This is a genomic window from Burkholderia sp. Bp9142 (assembly GCF_003853415.1).
Taxonomy (GTDB): domain Bacteria; phylum Pseudomonadota; class Gammaproteobacteria; order Burkholderiales; family Burkholderiaceae; genus Burkholderia.
The window spans coordinates 139,502-153,744 of the sequence record NZ_QTPP01000011.1 but is presented as its reverse complement, the minus strand read 5'-3'; the positions used below and the strand labels follow the sequence as shown (position 1 = coordinate 153,744).

13 protein-coding genes are annotated in these 14,243 nt (G+C 68.2%); 8 read left to right on the top strand and 5 right to left on the bottom strand.

Annotation, left to right across the window (positions count from 1 at the left end; translation table 11 throughout):
• Positions 1-34: 34 nt before the first annotated feature.
• Complete coding sequence (locus DIE22_RS15170) at positions 35-952, bottom strand: LysR family transcriptional regulator (RefSeq protein WP_124499553.1); 918 nt, start codon at positions 950-952, stop codon at positions 35-37.
• Between the two features lie 129 nt (positions 953-1,081).
• Here DIE22_RS15170 and speB point away from each other — a divergent pair, with 129 nt between their 5' ends.
• The 4 genes from speB to DIE22_RS15145 all read left to right on the top strand — a co-directional run bounded on the left by speB (position 1,082) and on the right by DIE22_RS15145 (position 5,768).
• Complete coding sequence (gene speB / locus DIE22_RS15165) at positions 1,082-2,032, top strand: agmatinase (RefSeq protein WP_124499554.1); 951 nt, start codon at positions 1,082-1,084, stop codon at positions 2,030-2,032.
• An 88-nt stretch (positions 2,033-2,120) separates the two neighbouring features.
• The gene (locus tag DIE22_RS15160) at positions 2,121-2,798 is read left to right on the top strand and encodes an SOS response-associated peptidase family protein (protein ID WP_124605422.1); all 678 of its coding nucleotides are present in this window, start codon (positions 2,121-2,123) and stop codon (positions 2,796-2,798) included.
• A 303-nt stretch (positions 2,799-3,101) separates the two neighbouring features.
• A complete protein-coding gene (locus DIE22_RS15150; protein ID WP_124605421.1) occupies positions 3,102-4,532 on the top strand; it encodes a cytosine permease in 1,431 nt (476 codons plus the stop codon).
• Positions 4,533-4,697: 165 nt separating this feature from the next.
• Positions 4,698-5,768 carry a porin gene (locus DIE22_RS15145; RefSeq protein ID WP_124605420.1) on the top strand — a complete coding sequence of 357 codons (1,071 nt, stop codon included), beginning with the start codon at positions 4,698-4,700 and terminating at the stop codon, positions 5,766-5,768.
• Between the two features lie 85 nt (positions 5,769-5,853).
• Here the strand turns inward: DIE22_RS15145 and DIE22_RS15140 are convergent, their stop codons facing one another.
• The gene (locus DIE22_RS15140; protein WP_124605419.1) at positions 5,854-7,059 is read right to left on the bottom strand and encodes an MFS transporter; all 1,206 of its coding nucleotides are present in this window, start codon (positions 7,057-7,059) and stop codon (positions 5,854-5,856) included.
• Between the two features lie 501 nt (positions 7,060-7,560).
• Positions 7,561-8,469, bottom strand: a complete 909-nt coding sequence (locus DIE22_RS15135) for a LysR family transcriptional regulator (RefSeq protein ID WP_124605418.1) — start codon at positions 8,467-8,469, stop codon at positions 7,561-7,563.
• A 164-nt stretch (positions 8,470-8,633) separates the two neighbouring features.
• Between DIE22_RS15135 and DIE22_RS15130 the strand changes: the two genes are divergently transcribed.
• The gene (locus tag DIE22_RS15130; RefSeq protein ID WP_124605417.1) at positions 8,634-9,554 is read left to right on the top strand and encodes a pyridoxal-phosphate dependent enzyme; all 921 of its coding nucleotides are present in this window, start codon (positions 8,634-8,636) and stop codon (positions 9,552-9,554) included.
• Positions 9,555-9,827: 273 nt separating this feature from the next.
• Here DIE22_RS15130 and DIE22_RS15125 read toward each other — a convergent pair whose 3' ends face one another.
• Both DIE22_RS15125 and DIE22_RS15120 read right to left on the bottom strand, forming a co-directional pair.
• Positions 9,828-10,883, bottom strand: coding sequence for a DUF2242 domain-containing protein (locus DIE22_RS15125; protein WP_124499561.1), 1,056 nt, complete (start codon positions 10,881-10,883; stop codon positions 9,828-9,830).
• A gap of 138 nt (positions 10,884-11,021) precedes the next feature.
• Positions 11,022-11,915 (bottom strand): LysR family transcriptional regulator, encoded by an 894-nt coding sequence (locus DIE22_RS15120; RefSeq protein WP_124499562.1) that lies wholly within the window; start codon positions 11,913-11,915, stop codon positions 11,022-11,024.
• A gap of 108 nt (positions 11,916-12,023) precedes the next feature.
• Between DIE22_RS15120 and DIE22_RS15115 the strand changes: the two genes are divergently transcribed.
• The 3 genes from DIE22_RS15115 to DIE22_RS15105 all read left to right on the top strand — a co-directional run bounded on the left by DIE22_RS15115 (position 12,024) and on the right by DIE22_RS15105 (position 14,235).
• Positions 12,024-12,779, top strand: a complete 756-nt coding sequence (locus DIE22_RS15115; protein WP_124605416.1) for a TerC family protein — start codon at positions 12,024-12,026, stop codon at positions 12,777-12,779.
• A 60-nt stretch (positions 12,780-12,839) separates the two neighbouring features.
• Positions 12,840-13,142, top strand: a complete 303-nt coding sequence (locus DIE22_RS15110; RefSeq protein WP_124499564.1) for a zf-TFIIB domain-containing protein — start codon at positions 12,840-12,842, stop codon at positions 13,140-13,142.
• 175 nt (positions 13,143-13,317) lie between these two features.
• Entirely contained in the window at positions 13,318-14,235 is a 918-nt protein-coding gene (locus DIE22_RS15105) for a 3-hydroxyacyl-CoA dehydrogenase NAD-binding domain-containing protein (RefSeq protein ID WP_124605415.1), read from the top strand.
• Positions 14,236-14,243: the final 8 nt, after the last annotated feature.

Here is a 14,243-nt window from a genome sequence, read left to right as displayed (position 1 = left end):
CCGGCACGCATGAACGAACGGACGCTCGCGCCGGCTATTCGCGCACGCAGCCGTCAAGCGGGCCGAACTGTTCCGCGAGCGCATCGCAGAACGCATCGCGCGCTTCGCCGCCGTCGCTGTTGCGCGGCGTCGCGAGCTGGAATTCGACCGTGTGGCTCAGCTTGCTCGCGAGCAGCCTGCGCATCTTGCCGGCCGCAACCCACGGCGCCGCGACATGGTCGGGCAGGAAACCGACATGCGCGCCGGACAGGATGAAGATCACGTCGGCCTCGACGTTCTCCGAGAACGCAGTCGGCTGCGCGTTGCGCAGCGTCGAGCCGGGAGTGTGGGTCTTGTAGCGCCGCGCGACGTTGCTCACGCGTGCGACGTCGTTGACCGATACGGTCCTTTTCTCGGCCAGCGGATGCCGGGCGCCGCAATAGAGCGACTGCTGCTCGACGAACAGCGGCGCGTAGGTGAGGCCAGCCTGGTGCCCGGAGAAATAGCCGACTGCGAGCTGCAGCTCGCCTTTCAGCAATTTGCGCTCGAGCTCGTCGGGCGCGACCGCGAGCATTTCGATCAGCACGTCCGGCGCCTGCGTGCGAAAGCGGCCGACGGCTGTCGCGATCGCTTCGACGATGTCCGGTGCGAGCCGCTCGGACAAACCGATGCGCAGCTCGCCGAGCAGCGTGCCCGACACGTGCTGCGTATCGCGCGTGAAGGCGTCCATTGCCTGCAGCAGGCGCCGCGTCGACTGCAGCACGCGTTCGCCCTTCGCCGTGAGCCGGAAGCCGCTCTTGCCGCGTTCGCACAGCCGGAAGCCGACACGCGTCTCGAGCTTGGCCATCTGCGTGCTGATCGTCGACGGCGCCATCCCGAGCGTACCTTGGGCCGCGCTGAAGCCGCCGCTCTCGACGATCGTGACGAAGAGCCGCAGCAGTTGCACATCCATGTCTCTCAAGCGGGTCAGCATGGCGATACGTCGCGTTTCGTGAAGTCAGCTTATGTTAGTTCATATTTTCCGTTGGATGGCGGCGCGGCAGAATCGGGCACGAGGTCGCCGGTCGCGCGACCGGTGTCCCCATCAGACAGGAATCCGACGATGAGCCAGAACGATCTCGCGTTCACGCGCGACAGCCTTTACGGCACGCAGGCCGAACCGACCTTCGCCGGTGCGACGAGCTTCATGCGCCGGCGCTTCAGCCGCGATCTCGAAGGCGTCGATCTCGCGATCACCGGCGTGCCGTTCGATGCGGCCGCGTCGCACCGGCCGGGTACGCGCTTCGGCCCGCGCGGGCTGCGGGTCGCGTCGACCGGCATCGCGTGGGAACGTCCGTGGCCGTGGACCTTCGACCCGTTCGACGTGCTGGCCGCAGTCGACTACGGCGATTGCGCGTTCGATCTCGGGCAGCCGGAGTCGGTGCCGGGCGCGATCGAGCGGCATGCGGATGCGATCCTCGGGCGCGGCTGCGCGATGCTGACGCTCGGCGGTGACCACTTCATCACGTATCCGCTGCTGAAGGCGCACGCGAAGGTGCACGGGCCGCTGTCGCTCGTGCATTTCGATGCGCACACCGATACGTGGCCCGATCGCGACGTGAAGCGCATCGATCACGGCACGATGTTCTATCACGCGGCGCGGGAAGGGTGGGTCGTGCCCGAGCGATCGGCGCAGATCGGGATTCGTACGACCAACGACGAGCTGATGGGATTCGAGATCCAGGATGCGCGCAGCGTGCACGCGTCGACGCCCGCGGCGGTCGCCGCGCGGATTCGCGAACGCGTCGGCGATCATCCCGTGTACCTGACGTTCGACATCGACTGTCTCGATCCGGCGTTTGCGCCGGGCACCGGCACGCCGGTCTCGGGCGGATTGTCGAGCCATCAGGCGCTCGAGATCCTGCGCCACCTGAACGGCATCAACCTGGTCGGGATGGACGTGGTCGAGGTGTCGCCGCCGTATGACCACGCGGAAATCACGTCGCTGGCCGGCGCGACGATCGCGCTCGAACTCATCTGCCTGTATGCGTCGCGCCGTTCCCGACGAGCGTAAGACTGTTTCGTCAGACCAGGCGATAGCGTGAACGTGGCGCGCGTGCTGACCTACGATGAAGACATCGCGTCCAACGTCAGCACGAATCGTGTGCACCCACTACCGCGCCCCCGATGAAGACCCGGGCATCAGCGAGCTGAAGATCGGCATCGGCGATCTGTTTCGCCGCGATCCCTGGGCGCCCGACGTGTATCCCGATTACGCGGCGCCCATCGCGCGTGCCGACGGCGACGGCCTTGCGGTCGTCAGCGCGGTGTTCGGCTTCTGGCCGAAGTTCATGCAGCCCGAGCGCCTCGACGAGAACGGCCGCAAACGAAAGAAGCTCGATACGGTGAACGCGCGCGCGGAGACGGTCGGTTCGTCGCGGCTCTACGGCAACGCATGGCGCAACGGCCAGCGCTGCCTGATTCCGGTGCGCTGGATTGTCGAGCCGTGCTACGAGACGGGCCGCAACGTGTGGCACCGGATCGGCGTCGACGGCTGGCAACCGTGCTGCGTCGCCGGCATCTGGCGGCGCTACGAAGCCGCCGACGGCCGCGAGCGGATCGGCATGACGATGCTCACGGTCAATGCCGAGGATCACACCGTGTTCGCGCGCATGCATCGACCCGGCGACGAGAAGCGGGGCGTCGTGATCCTGCGTCGCGACGACTACGACGAATGGCTGCACGCACGCGATGTCGAGGTTGCGCGGCGCATGCTGACGCTCCTTTCTGCCGGCGACATGGTCGCCGCGCCCGATCAGGAACTGCCCGCCGGCACCTGAGCCTTCATTTTTCACACGCAACCGGCGACTCCGCAGGTCGGACGTGTCCCGTTTTCTCGGACGATTTCTAAAATTGCCGGACACCGGGTAATCACCGATATCACCCAAGTTGTATATACAAGATCATCCGCTGGCAATGTCGGCATACGTCGTGCCGGTTGCGCGTCCGCGTGCAGACCGTGCGTGCGTGGCGCATGCCGGCGATCCACGGCGCACCGCACCCGACGAGCCGAAAGGGCGGCTCGGCACGTTTCCTGTCTCGTCAAAACCATTTGTGATCCTCAGTATCTTGGAGATTGTCCCGTGTCAACGAATCCCAGTGGAAAAGCCGGCGGTCTGATCGAGGTACGCTCGATCGACTTCATTCCAGATGCCGAACGCCACGGCGGCCTGCTGAGCCAGTTCACGCTGTGGCTGTCGGCGAACATGCAGATCACGGCCATCGTCACGGGCGCGCTGGCGGTCGTGCTCGGCGGCGACGTGTTCTGGTCGCTGCTCGCGCTGTTGCTCGGCCAGCTGGTCGGCGGCGCGGTGATGGCGCTGCACGGCGCGCAGGGGCCGCAGCTCGGATTGCCGCAGATGATCTCGAGCCGCGTGCAGTTCGGCGTCTACGGCGCGATGATCCCGATCGTGCTCGTGTGCCTGATGTACATCGGCTTCTCCGCCAGCGGCTCGGTGCTCGCCGGGCAGGCCGTCGCGCAACTGCTGCACGTCGACGACGCGGCCGGCATCCTGCTGTTCGCGGCCGTGATCGTCGTGCTGACGGTGTTCGGCTATCGCGCGATCCACTTCGTCGGCCGGATCGCGAGCGTGATCGGCATCGTCGCGTTCGTCTACATGTTCGCGCAGCTGTTCGCGAACCACGACGTCGGCGCGCTGCTCGCGAACAAGCACTTCTCGCTCGCGAGCTTCCTGCTGTCGATGTCGCTGTCCGCATCGTGGCAGATCGCGTTCGGCCCGTACGTCGCCGACTATTCGCGCTACCTGCCGCGCTCGACGTCGTCGGTCGCCACGTTCCTCGCGGTCGGCCTCGGCTCGGTGATCGGCGCGCAGGCCGCGATGGTGTTCGGCGTGTTCGCGGCCGCGCTGGCCGGCAGCCAGTTCGCGCACCACGAGGTGTCGTACATCGTCGGCCTCGGCTCGACGGGCGCCGTCGCCGCCCTGCTGTACTTCAGCATCGCGTTCGGCAAGGTGACGGTGACCGCGCTCAACGCATACGGCAGCTTCATGTCGATGGCGACGATCGTCAGCGGTTTCCGCGGCAAGGGCGCGGTGTCGTCGCGCAGCCGCCTCGTCTACATCTTCGGGATGATCTGCGTATCGACGCTGATCGCGCTTGCCGGCCGCCATTCTTTCCTGAAGGAATTCACCGCGTTCATCCTGTTCCTGCTCGCGTTCTTCACGCCGTGGAGCGCGATCAACCTGGTCGACTACTACTGCTTCACGCGCTCGCGCTACGACGTGCCGGCGCTGTCCGATCCGGATGGCCGCTACGGCCGCTGGAACGTGATGGCGATCACGATCTACGTCGTCGGCATCCTGGTGCAACTGCCATTCATGTCGACGCACATCTACACGGGCGCGCTCGTCGACGCACTCGGCGGCACCGACATCTCGTGGATCCTCGGCCTCGTCGTGCCGGCCGCGCTGTACTACGTCGGCGCGCGTGCGTCGCGACGCAGCATCCCCGAGCGCCTGATCCTGCCGCTCGAGCGCGGCGAGGTTCACCACTGACGCATCGCGTCGCCCGACGGGCCGGCCTCCAGCCGGCCTGAGCGGCCCGCCGCGCCGAATCCGGCGCGACCGGCAGCTGCGCTGTCCCTCACCTTCGTTTCCCGCGATGCCGGCATGGCAGACCACCGTGCCCGGCATTGTTCCATTCTCATTTCATTGAATAGTATGACTAAGCAAATGAACGCACGAGGCAATCGTTCCCGGGCGCGATCGGCGCATGCCGGTCTTCGCATGGCCGTCGCGGCCGCATGCTTGGGTGGGTCGGGCGCCGGGCTCGCGCAGGACGGCGTCACGCTGTACGGCGTGATCGACGAATTCGCGCAGTACGTGAATACCGGCAACGGCTATACGGCGGCGATCGGCTCGAGCGGCCAACGGGGTAGCCGCTTCGGGATGAAGGGCGGCGAGGACATCGGCGGCGGCCAGAAGATCGAGTTCGCACTCGAGAACGGCTTTAATCCGAACGACGGTTCGCTGGCGAGCTCGGGCAGCATGTTCAATCGGCAGGCGTGGGTCGGCATCGCGGGGCAGTGGGGCACGGTGCGCGCGGGCCGCCAGAATTCGCCGCTGTTCAACGACCAGGGCGGGCAGGATGCGTTCGGCGGCGTCACGCAGGCGTCCGGCATGGACAACCTGACCGTGTTCAAGTTCCGCACCAGCAATACGCTGTCGTACCAGAGCCCCGAGATCGCCGGCTTCCAGGCCGGGCTGTACGTCGGGTTCGGCGATGCGGGCGGCGTGCGCTCGGCAGGCTCGAGCCAGCAGTTCGACGTGACCTACACGCACGGACCGTTCGCGGCGTTCGTCGCGGGCCAGTGGCTGAAGAACGCGACCGCGACCACGACCGATCGCACGATCATGGCCGGCGCATCGTACGAGATCGGCAAGGCGACCGTGTACGGCGGCTTCTCCGCGGTGAAGTGGGCCGATCTCGGGATCGATTCGCGCGTGTACGGGCTGTCGGTCAAGTACCAGCTCAATCCGGCGAACTATGTCGCGCTCGGCTATGCATACCTGCACGACCAGACGTCGCAAGGCGACAACGCGGACCAGTTCGGGCTGATGTACGAATACGACCTGTCGAAGCGCACGAGCTTCTATGGCGCGCTGTCGTACCTGCGCAACCGCAACCAGGCCGGCTACACGCTCGCCGGCGCGGCGAATCCGGGCCTGCCGCTCGCGTATCCGGGCGCGAACGCGCGCGGCGTGCAGCTCGGCATCGTGCATCGCTTCTGACGATGCATCGGGCGCCGGGCTGTGCGGCGCAGGCGTTTTTTCAATGCCGGTGCCGTATATCGACACCATGAGGATCGCCGTGCGCTCACCCGTTCGCGGCGACCGGTGCGCGGCGGCGCTGGTTCGCCTGCAGCGCGACCAGTGCGAGCCCTGCCGCGGCGATCAGTCCGCCGACGAGCGGCACGGCTGCATAGCCGAAGCCGGCCGAGATCGCCGCGCCGCCGGCTGCCGCGCCGGCAGCGTTGCCGAGGTTGAACGCGCCGATGTTGACCGCCGACGCGAGGCCCGGCGCTTCGTGCGCGGCACGCATCACGCGCATCTGCAGCGGCGGGACCACCGCGAACGTGGCGACACCCCAGGCCAGCAGCGTGACCGCGGCACCGGCATGCGTGCGGGCGAGCACCGGAAACGCGGCCATCGTCACGATCAGCAGCACCAGGAAGCCGATCAGCGTGCCGTCGAGCGAGCGGTCGGCGAGGCGGCCGCCGGCGATGTTGCCGATCGAGAAGCCGACGCCGATCAGCACGAGCATCGCGGTCACGAAGCCGGGCGTCGCACCGGTCAGGTGTTCGAGCGTCGGCGCGACGTACGTGTACAGCGTGAACATCGCGCCGGCGCCGAGCACCGTGGTCGCGAGCGCGCCGAGCACGACGGGGCGCGTCAGCACCGACAGCTCGGCGCGCAGGTTTGGCATCTTGCCGGCTTCGCCCTTCGGCAGCGCGGCGAACAGGCCGGCGATCGCGATCAGGCCGAGTGCCGCGGTAGCCGCGAACGACATGCGCCAGCCGATCATCTGGCCGAGCCAGGTCGCGGCCGGCACGCCGCCGACGTTCGCGATCGTGAGGCCCATGAACATCGTCGCAACCGCGCTGGCCTGCTTTTCACGCGGCACGAGGCTGGCCGCGACCACCGAGCCGAGCCCGAAGAACGCACCGTGGTTGAGGCTCGTGACGAGTCGAGCGAGCAGCAGCGTCGTGTAGTCGGGCGCGATGGCCGACAGCAGGTTGCCGATCGTGAAGATCGACATCAGTGCGATCAGGGCCGATCTGCGCGACCAGCGCGCGAGCAGCAGCGTCATCAGCGGCGCGCCGGCCATCACGCCGATCGCATACGCGCTGATCAGCATGCCGGCCTGCGGAATCGACACGTGCACGCCGTCGGCGATCACGGGCAAGAGGCCCATCGGCGAGAACTCGGTCGTGCCGATGCCGAACGCGCCGGCGGCAAGCGCCAGCAGCGGCAGCGCGGCGCTGCCGCCCGGGCGGGAAGGGGAAGAGGTCGTGGCGTTCACGCGATGCGCTCCTGCAAGCGTTGGGCAACGGCACCAGGGCCGTTGTGGACAGCGTGAAGTGTGCCTGCATGACTTTTGCCGAAAAAGCCGCGTTCGAGCGAAATTATCTTGATTTGATGTCAACAATGCGCGATCGGGGCGTCGTGCGTGCGCGGCTCGCGGCCCAAAAAAAGCCCCGGTCACAGGGGGACCGTGACCGGGGCAGAAAGGCATCCTCTCTTTGGCACGAGGGTTGGATGCGGGGCGCAGTATATTTCGGCGCATAACGATTCGAAATGACGTTAAGCGGCTGTTTTTGGTGCCAATTTAAAAATACCGGCGCGGTAGCGCCGGTTGTCATCGATTTGAAAGATTTTTTCGTCCGTTCGAGCGGCCGTTTGCGGTGCGAGGGCAGCGAAGCCGGTTGCCATGCGACACGACAGCGCTGGGGGGCGAATCCGCTGCCGGGCGATGCTGCGCAATCCGTCGCCGGCGCGCGGCTCGTGCACGCCGGGCGGTCGGTCAGTCCGCGCGGCCGGCTGCGTCGCGCACCGCGTCGAGAAACCTCGCGACGACGGGGGAAGGCGGCGCCGCCCCGTCGAACACGAACTCGATGTCGAAGCGGCTCGCGAGTTCGTCGAGCGCGACGAGCCGGACGGTGCGCGGGCATGTCGGCGATGCGCTTTCCGGCACGAACGCACAGCCCATGCCGGCCGCCACGAGACCGATCAGCGTCGGGATGTCGCTGCCGACCTGCGTGATGCGCGGCGTGAAGCCGGTGCGTTCGCACTGCGCCATCAGGAAGCGGTGGTGCGCGGCGGAGCGCTGCGCGTCGAACCAGACGAACGGTTCGTGCGCGACGTCGGCGAGCGTGCGCGGCGCGTGGAAGCGGCCGCCGGGCGGCGCGGGCATCGCCAGTACAAAGCGGTCGCTCAGCAGCCGCACGCCCGACAGATGCGGTGCCTCGTCGCGGCGCCACGCCATGATGCCGCCGTCGAGCTGGCCGCGCATCAGCGCCGCCGCCTGCTCGGCCGACAGCATCGGTGCGATCGACAGCTTCACGTCCGGACACGCATCGCGAAACGCCTTGAGCACGTTCGCGACGACCGGCAGCGGCAGACAGTTCGGCAGTGCGCCGAGCCGCAGCTCGCCGAGCTGGCCGGCCGCGCTGCGCAACGCTCGCTCGCGGCTCTCCTGCAACATCGCGAGCAGGCGGGTCGCATCCTGCAGGAAACTCGCGCCGGCCGCCGTGAGCGTGACGCCCGTCGCGCGGCGGACCAGCAGCGGCGCGCCGATCGCGTCCTCGAGCTCGCGGATCTGCCGCGACAGCGCGGGCTGGACGATCCCGGCCGCGCGGGCGCCGGCCATCACGCTGCCGGCTTGCGCGACTGCCACGAAGTAACGCAGGTGACGCAGTTCGATCTGACGCATGCGCGGTCGGCTCCGGTTTCGATTCGTCGGGTAGGCCTGTCAAGCATAGCAAGTGCCATTCGATGGTATTGGAAAGCATGACCGGCGTGCCGTACGATGGTCGCGGTTGCCGGGCCTGTTCACAGGCCGCGTGCGTTCCCTTTGTCCCGACCGTATCCCGCACCATGCCGCTTCATATCCAGACCCCCTATATCCGCTCGCAAATCGCGTCGCGCCGTCTCGGTACCAACATCCGGCTGAAGCTCGACGCGCTGCAGCCGTCCGGCTCGTTCAAGTTGCGCGGCATCGGCGCGGTTTGCGAAGCGCGGCATGCGGCCGGCGCGCGCCGGTTCGTGTCGTCGTCGGGCGGCAATGCGGGCATCGCGGTCGCGTATTGCGGTCGTGAGCTCGGTGTGCCGGTGCTCGTCGTCGTGCCTGAAACCGCGTCGGCCCGCGCGCGCGAGCTGATCCGTGTCGAAGGCGCGGAGGTGGTCGTGCACGGCGCGAGCTGGGCCGAGGCGAACGCGTTCGCGCTGTCGGCCGTCGGCACGCAGGATGCGTTCGTGCATCCGTTCGACGACCCCGTGCTGTGGCAGGGGCACGCGACGATGATCGACGAGATGGCGGCAATCGGCCCGAAACCCGACGCGGTGGTGCTCGCGGTCGGCGGCGGCGGGCTGCTGTGCGGCGTGCTCGAGGGGCTCGCGCGCAACGGCTGGCACGACGTGCCGGTCGTCGCGGTCGAGACGGAGGGCGCCGACAGTTACGCGCGCTCGGTCGCGCAGGGGCGCCCGGTCGAACTGCCTGCGATCACGAGCATCGCGACGTCGCTGGGCGCGAAGCGGCCGTGCGACGCGGCGGTCGAATGGGCGACGCGGCATGCGATTCATCCGGTCGTGGTGTCGGATGCACAGGCGGTCGCTGCGTCGCTGCGGTTCCTGGACGAGCACCGGATCGTCGTCGAGCCGGCGTGCGGCGCCGCGCTGGCCGCGCTCGAACTGTCGGTGCCGGTGCTTGCCTCGGCGTCGGACATCGCAGTGATCGTGTGCGGCGGCGTGACGGCGACGGTCGAGCAGTTGCAGACGCTGAACGCGACGTTGCGGTAACGCGCCTGCGCGCGGGACGCGGCGCAGCCGGCAGGCGATGCTGGCGAAGACGTAACGGCGGGGTGACGGCGGCGCGGGAACGATCGCCGGCGTTTGTGAAAGCGGGATTGGCGTTGTCCGTCGCGACGGGCTGTTCCCGATCGCCGGTCACGTCATGGCGAGCACGCGCAGCCGGTGGGCCGGTGTGCGGTCATCTCGTCGGACGTGACAGGGAGGAGGGCATGTGGCGCGCCGCACGCAATGGGCGTACGGCGCGCGGAGTCGGCCGCGCGGTCAGTTCGTGGACGGTGCGCTGGCACCGGTCGGTGCGGACGAGGCGACGGGATCGGCAGCGGGAGGCACCGGCGTCGTGTCTGCCGACGTCGGCGCGGCGTTCGACGGCGCAGGTGCGGATGCCGCAGGCGCGGCCGATGCCGGCGTTGCGGCGGCCTGTCTGGCAACTGCAGGCATCGATGCGGCAGGCGTCGACGTCGAAGCGGGCGTCGACGCAGGGGCGGGGGCCGAAGCCGAAGCAGGCACCGAAGCGCCACCGGCCCCCACACCCGGCCCCACACCCCGCATCGCCCCCGGCGCGACCACGGCCGATGCCGCGGCGGGCACGGCCGGCACGACCGACGTGCCCGAAGCCGGCGCGACGCTCGGCACCGACAGCGGCACCGGCGCGGCCGGCGGCGTCGGCACGACGGGCGTCGTCATCTTCATCGGCTCGCCTTGCGGCGTCGGTGCGGGTTCGGGCAGCGGTGCGACCGGTTCCTTCTCGGCCGCCTTGACGGTCGCGCGATCGCGGCGGGCCGGATCGATCTTCAGGAAATGCTCGACGAGATTGAAGAAGCGCTCGTAGAACACGCCGGCGGGAATCGTCTCGCTCGCGGTTTTCACGAGCGCGTCGTCGCTCGACCCGATCGGCAGCGACAGCGAACCGAACACGCTGAGCCCGACGCTTGCCGACGTATTCGACTTCTTCAGCGTGTAGCGGTCCTGCACCGCGTTCACGTACGCGATGCTCGACGTGCCGTCCGCGTTTGCGTCCGCACACACGACGTGAAACTCGATCACGACGTGCATGTCGTTGCTCGGCTGGAAATTCTTGCTGCCGTCGACCGCATCGTTGCGCGACGACGACACGACATAGCCCTGGCTCAGCAGCGCGCGGCGCGCGGCCTCGCAGGCCGCGTCGGATTTCGAGCGGAACGTGTGCGCATACGGGCTGCTGGCCGCGTCGAACTGCTCCTGCTGATAGATCGGCTTGGGCGGCGACGAGCACGCCGCCAGCACGGTCGCGGCCGCGAGCGCGCACGAAACGGAAAACAGGCGAAATCGGTTGTGCATGGCGTCTTTCAAAAGGCTCGGCGAGATGCCGCGCGGGGCTGCGGGCGCAGGGCGCACAACGGTGGTGCCGGTGCGATGCGCGTGGCAATCTCGTATGGCCGGGGCGTCATTATAGTTTCGTTTGATGTCGCGCTTGCTTCAGGCGGCCTGCGTCGGCCGCGCGGCGGCGAACAGCTGCGATGCCAGCGGATGGTGTTCGCCGCGCCGCGAGCGGATCGCGTGGATCTCCTCGGTCACGTCGCCGGCGCGGCCGAGCCGGCGCAGCCCGCGCAGCAGCGACGCGTCGTTCGCGCCGAGTTCGCTGAGCGGGAACACGCCGAGGCCGCGTGCCGCGAACACGGCCATCAGTGCGCTGTCCTCGAATTCCCCGGCCACGCGCGGCACGACCCGCTCCCGCTCCAGCCACAGGTCGAGGCGTGCGCGCAGCGCCGAATGGGCGGTCGGCAGCAGCACCGGCAGCTCGGCGAGGCAGTGCGGGAAGCGCTGCCGCGCCGCCGGCGTGACGAGTGCCGCGGGCCCGTACCAGTCGACCGGCGACGCGACGAGCCGCTCGCTCGTCACGCGCAGATTCGACCCCGACGGCGCGCCCTGGCCGGCCAGCACGAGATCGAGGTGATGCAGCGCCAGTTCCGCGAGCAGCGTGTCGTGCTCGCCGTCATGGCACAACAGCCGCAGCGTGGGCGTGTCGAGCACCGGCGCGAGGATCGCATGCGCGGCGAGCTTGGAAATCCCGTCCGCGAGGCCGACCGCGAGCCGCACGGTCGGCTGGCTGGCCGCCGCGCGCACTTCGTCGGGGATCAGCCGGCCCATCTCGAAGATGACCTCCGCGCGCGCATACGCGGCCTGGCCGGCATCGGTCATCGCGACGCCGCGCCCGGCCGGGCGCAGCAACTGGTGGCCGAGCGACTTTTCCAGTTCGCGCACCTGCGCGCTGATCGTCTGCACGGCCATGTCGAGCCGCTCGGCGGCGCGCGCGAAGCCGCCTTCCTTCACGACGACCCAGAAATAGTACAGATGTCGAAAATTCAGCATCGGATCAATATTTCGGAAAAACCGAACCAAAGATCAGATTCTCTCTGATTTTTTCGAAGTCGTGGGTCGCCTATCATCAGGCTTTCCCCATTCGAATCGGCCCTTTTCATGGACTACCTGCTGACGCTTGCCGCCGACCCCGCCGTCTGGGCCGCGCTCCTGACGCTCGTCGTGATGGAAGTCGTGCTCGGCATCGACAACCTGATCTTCATCTCGATCCTCAGCAACAAGCTGCCCGAGGCGCAGCGCGCCCGCACGCAGCGCCTCGGCATCGCGCTCGCGCTCGTGATGCGCCTCGCGCTGCTCGGCAGCGTCGCGTGGATCGCAAGCCTCACCGAACCCGTGTTCACGCTGTTCGATCACGCGTTCTCGTGGCGCGACATGATCTTGCTGTCGGGCGGCCTGTTCCTGGTGTGGAAGGCGACCACCGAGATCCATCATCACGTGTCGCATGACGGCGACGGTGCGGGCGCGTCGGGCGGCGCGGCCGGCCTGACGGTGTGGGCCGCGATCGGCCAGATCGTGATGCTCGACATCGTGTTCTCGATCGACAGCATCGTGACCGCGATCGGCATGACCGAGCACGTCCCGATCATGTTCGTCGCGGTGATCGTCGCGGTGAGCGTGATGCTGTTCGCCGCGCAGCCGCTCGCACGCTTCATCGATCGCAACCCGACCATCGTGATGCTCGCGCTGTCGTTCCTCGTCGTGATCGGCATGACGCTGATCGCGGAGGGCTTCGGCTCACACGTGCCGAAGGGTTATATCTACGCGGCGATGGCGTTCTCGGCGTTCGTCGAGGGCATGAACATGCTGGCGCGGCGTGCGAAGGCGAGGCGCGCGGCGCGGGTCGAAGGTCGCTGAGCAAGCGGGCGGGCCGCGTCCTGCCCTCGATCCGGAATTCTCAATGCAAGGAGAAGCGTGATGAAATGTCCTGTATGCAAGACCCCCGACCTGCTGATGGCCGAGCGCCAGTCGATCGAGATCGACTACTGTCCGACGTGCCGCGGCGTCTGGCTCGATCGCGGCGAGCTCGACAAGCTGATCGCACGCGAAACCGGCGATGTGCCGGCACGCCGCGACGCGCCGCCGCCGCGGCACGATGCGCAGGCGCAGCGCGGGCGTGACGATGGCTGGGGGCGCGACGGGCGCTCACACGACGACCGTTATCGACACGAAGGCCAGCGTCGCAAGAAATCGGTGTTCGACCTGTTCGATTTCGATTGAGTGCGACGGCGCGCGCGTACCGCGCCGCGCCGCACGTTGAACAAAGCCCCGCCAGGTGTCATGCCTGGCGGGGCTTTGTCTTCAAGAGGGACATCGCAACCTGCATCAACGCGAGACGAAGTGAATCGATGCGACAATCGTCGCGCTATCCACAGACCACGGAGACGGGACGGACATGGACATTCAACGCATCGCGATCGTCGGGGCCGGCGTGATCGGCGCGAGCTGGGCGGCTTTCTATCTGTCGAAGGGCTTCGACGTCGTCGCGACCGATCCCGCGCCGCAGGCCGACGCGCGGCTGCGCGACGCGCTCGCTGCGTTCCTTGGCGAGCGGGCCGCCGAATTTTCCGCGCGGCTGTCGTTCGACGCGGATCTCGTGCGCGCGCTCGACGGCGTCGATTTCGTGCAGGAAAACGGTCCCGAGCGGCTCGACCTGAAGCGTGCGCTGTACCGGCAGATGGACGACGTGCTGCCCGCGCGCGTGCCAATCGCGTCGAGCTCCTCGGGCCTGAAGATGTCCGAGATCCAGACCGCGTGCGACCGGCATCCGGAACGCTGCCTGATCGCGCATCCGTTCAACCCGCCGCACCTGATTCCGCTCGTCGAGCTGGTCGGCGGCGACGCGACCGACCCGGGCGTGATCGCGCGCGTGAAGGATTTCTACGACGCACTCGGCAAGCAGACGATCGTGCTCAACAAGGAAATGACCGGCCACGTCGCGAACCGGCTCGCGGCGGCGCTGTTTCGCGAGGTGTATCACCTCGTGGGGGAAGGCGTGGTGAGCGTCGCCGATGCGGACAAGGCGGTCGCGTGGGGCCCGGGTTTGCGCTGGGGGCTGATGGGGCAGTGCCTGACCTATCACCTCGGCGGCGGCGCGGGCGGGATCGCGCACTTCCTCGAACACCTGTCGGGGCCGATCACGACGTGGTGGGACGACCTCGGCACGCCGTCGTTCGATCCGGCCGTCGATCGCAAGCTGAACGACGAACTGCGCGCGATCCAGGGCGCGCGCTCGATGCAGGAACTGGCGGCCGAGCGCGACCGGCTGCTCGTCGAGCTGATCGACGCGCGGCGCCGCAGCTTCCTGCCCTGAGCGCGTCC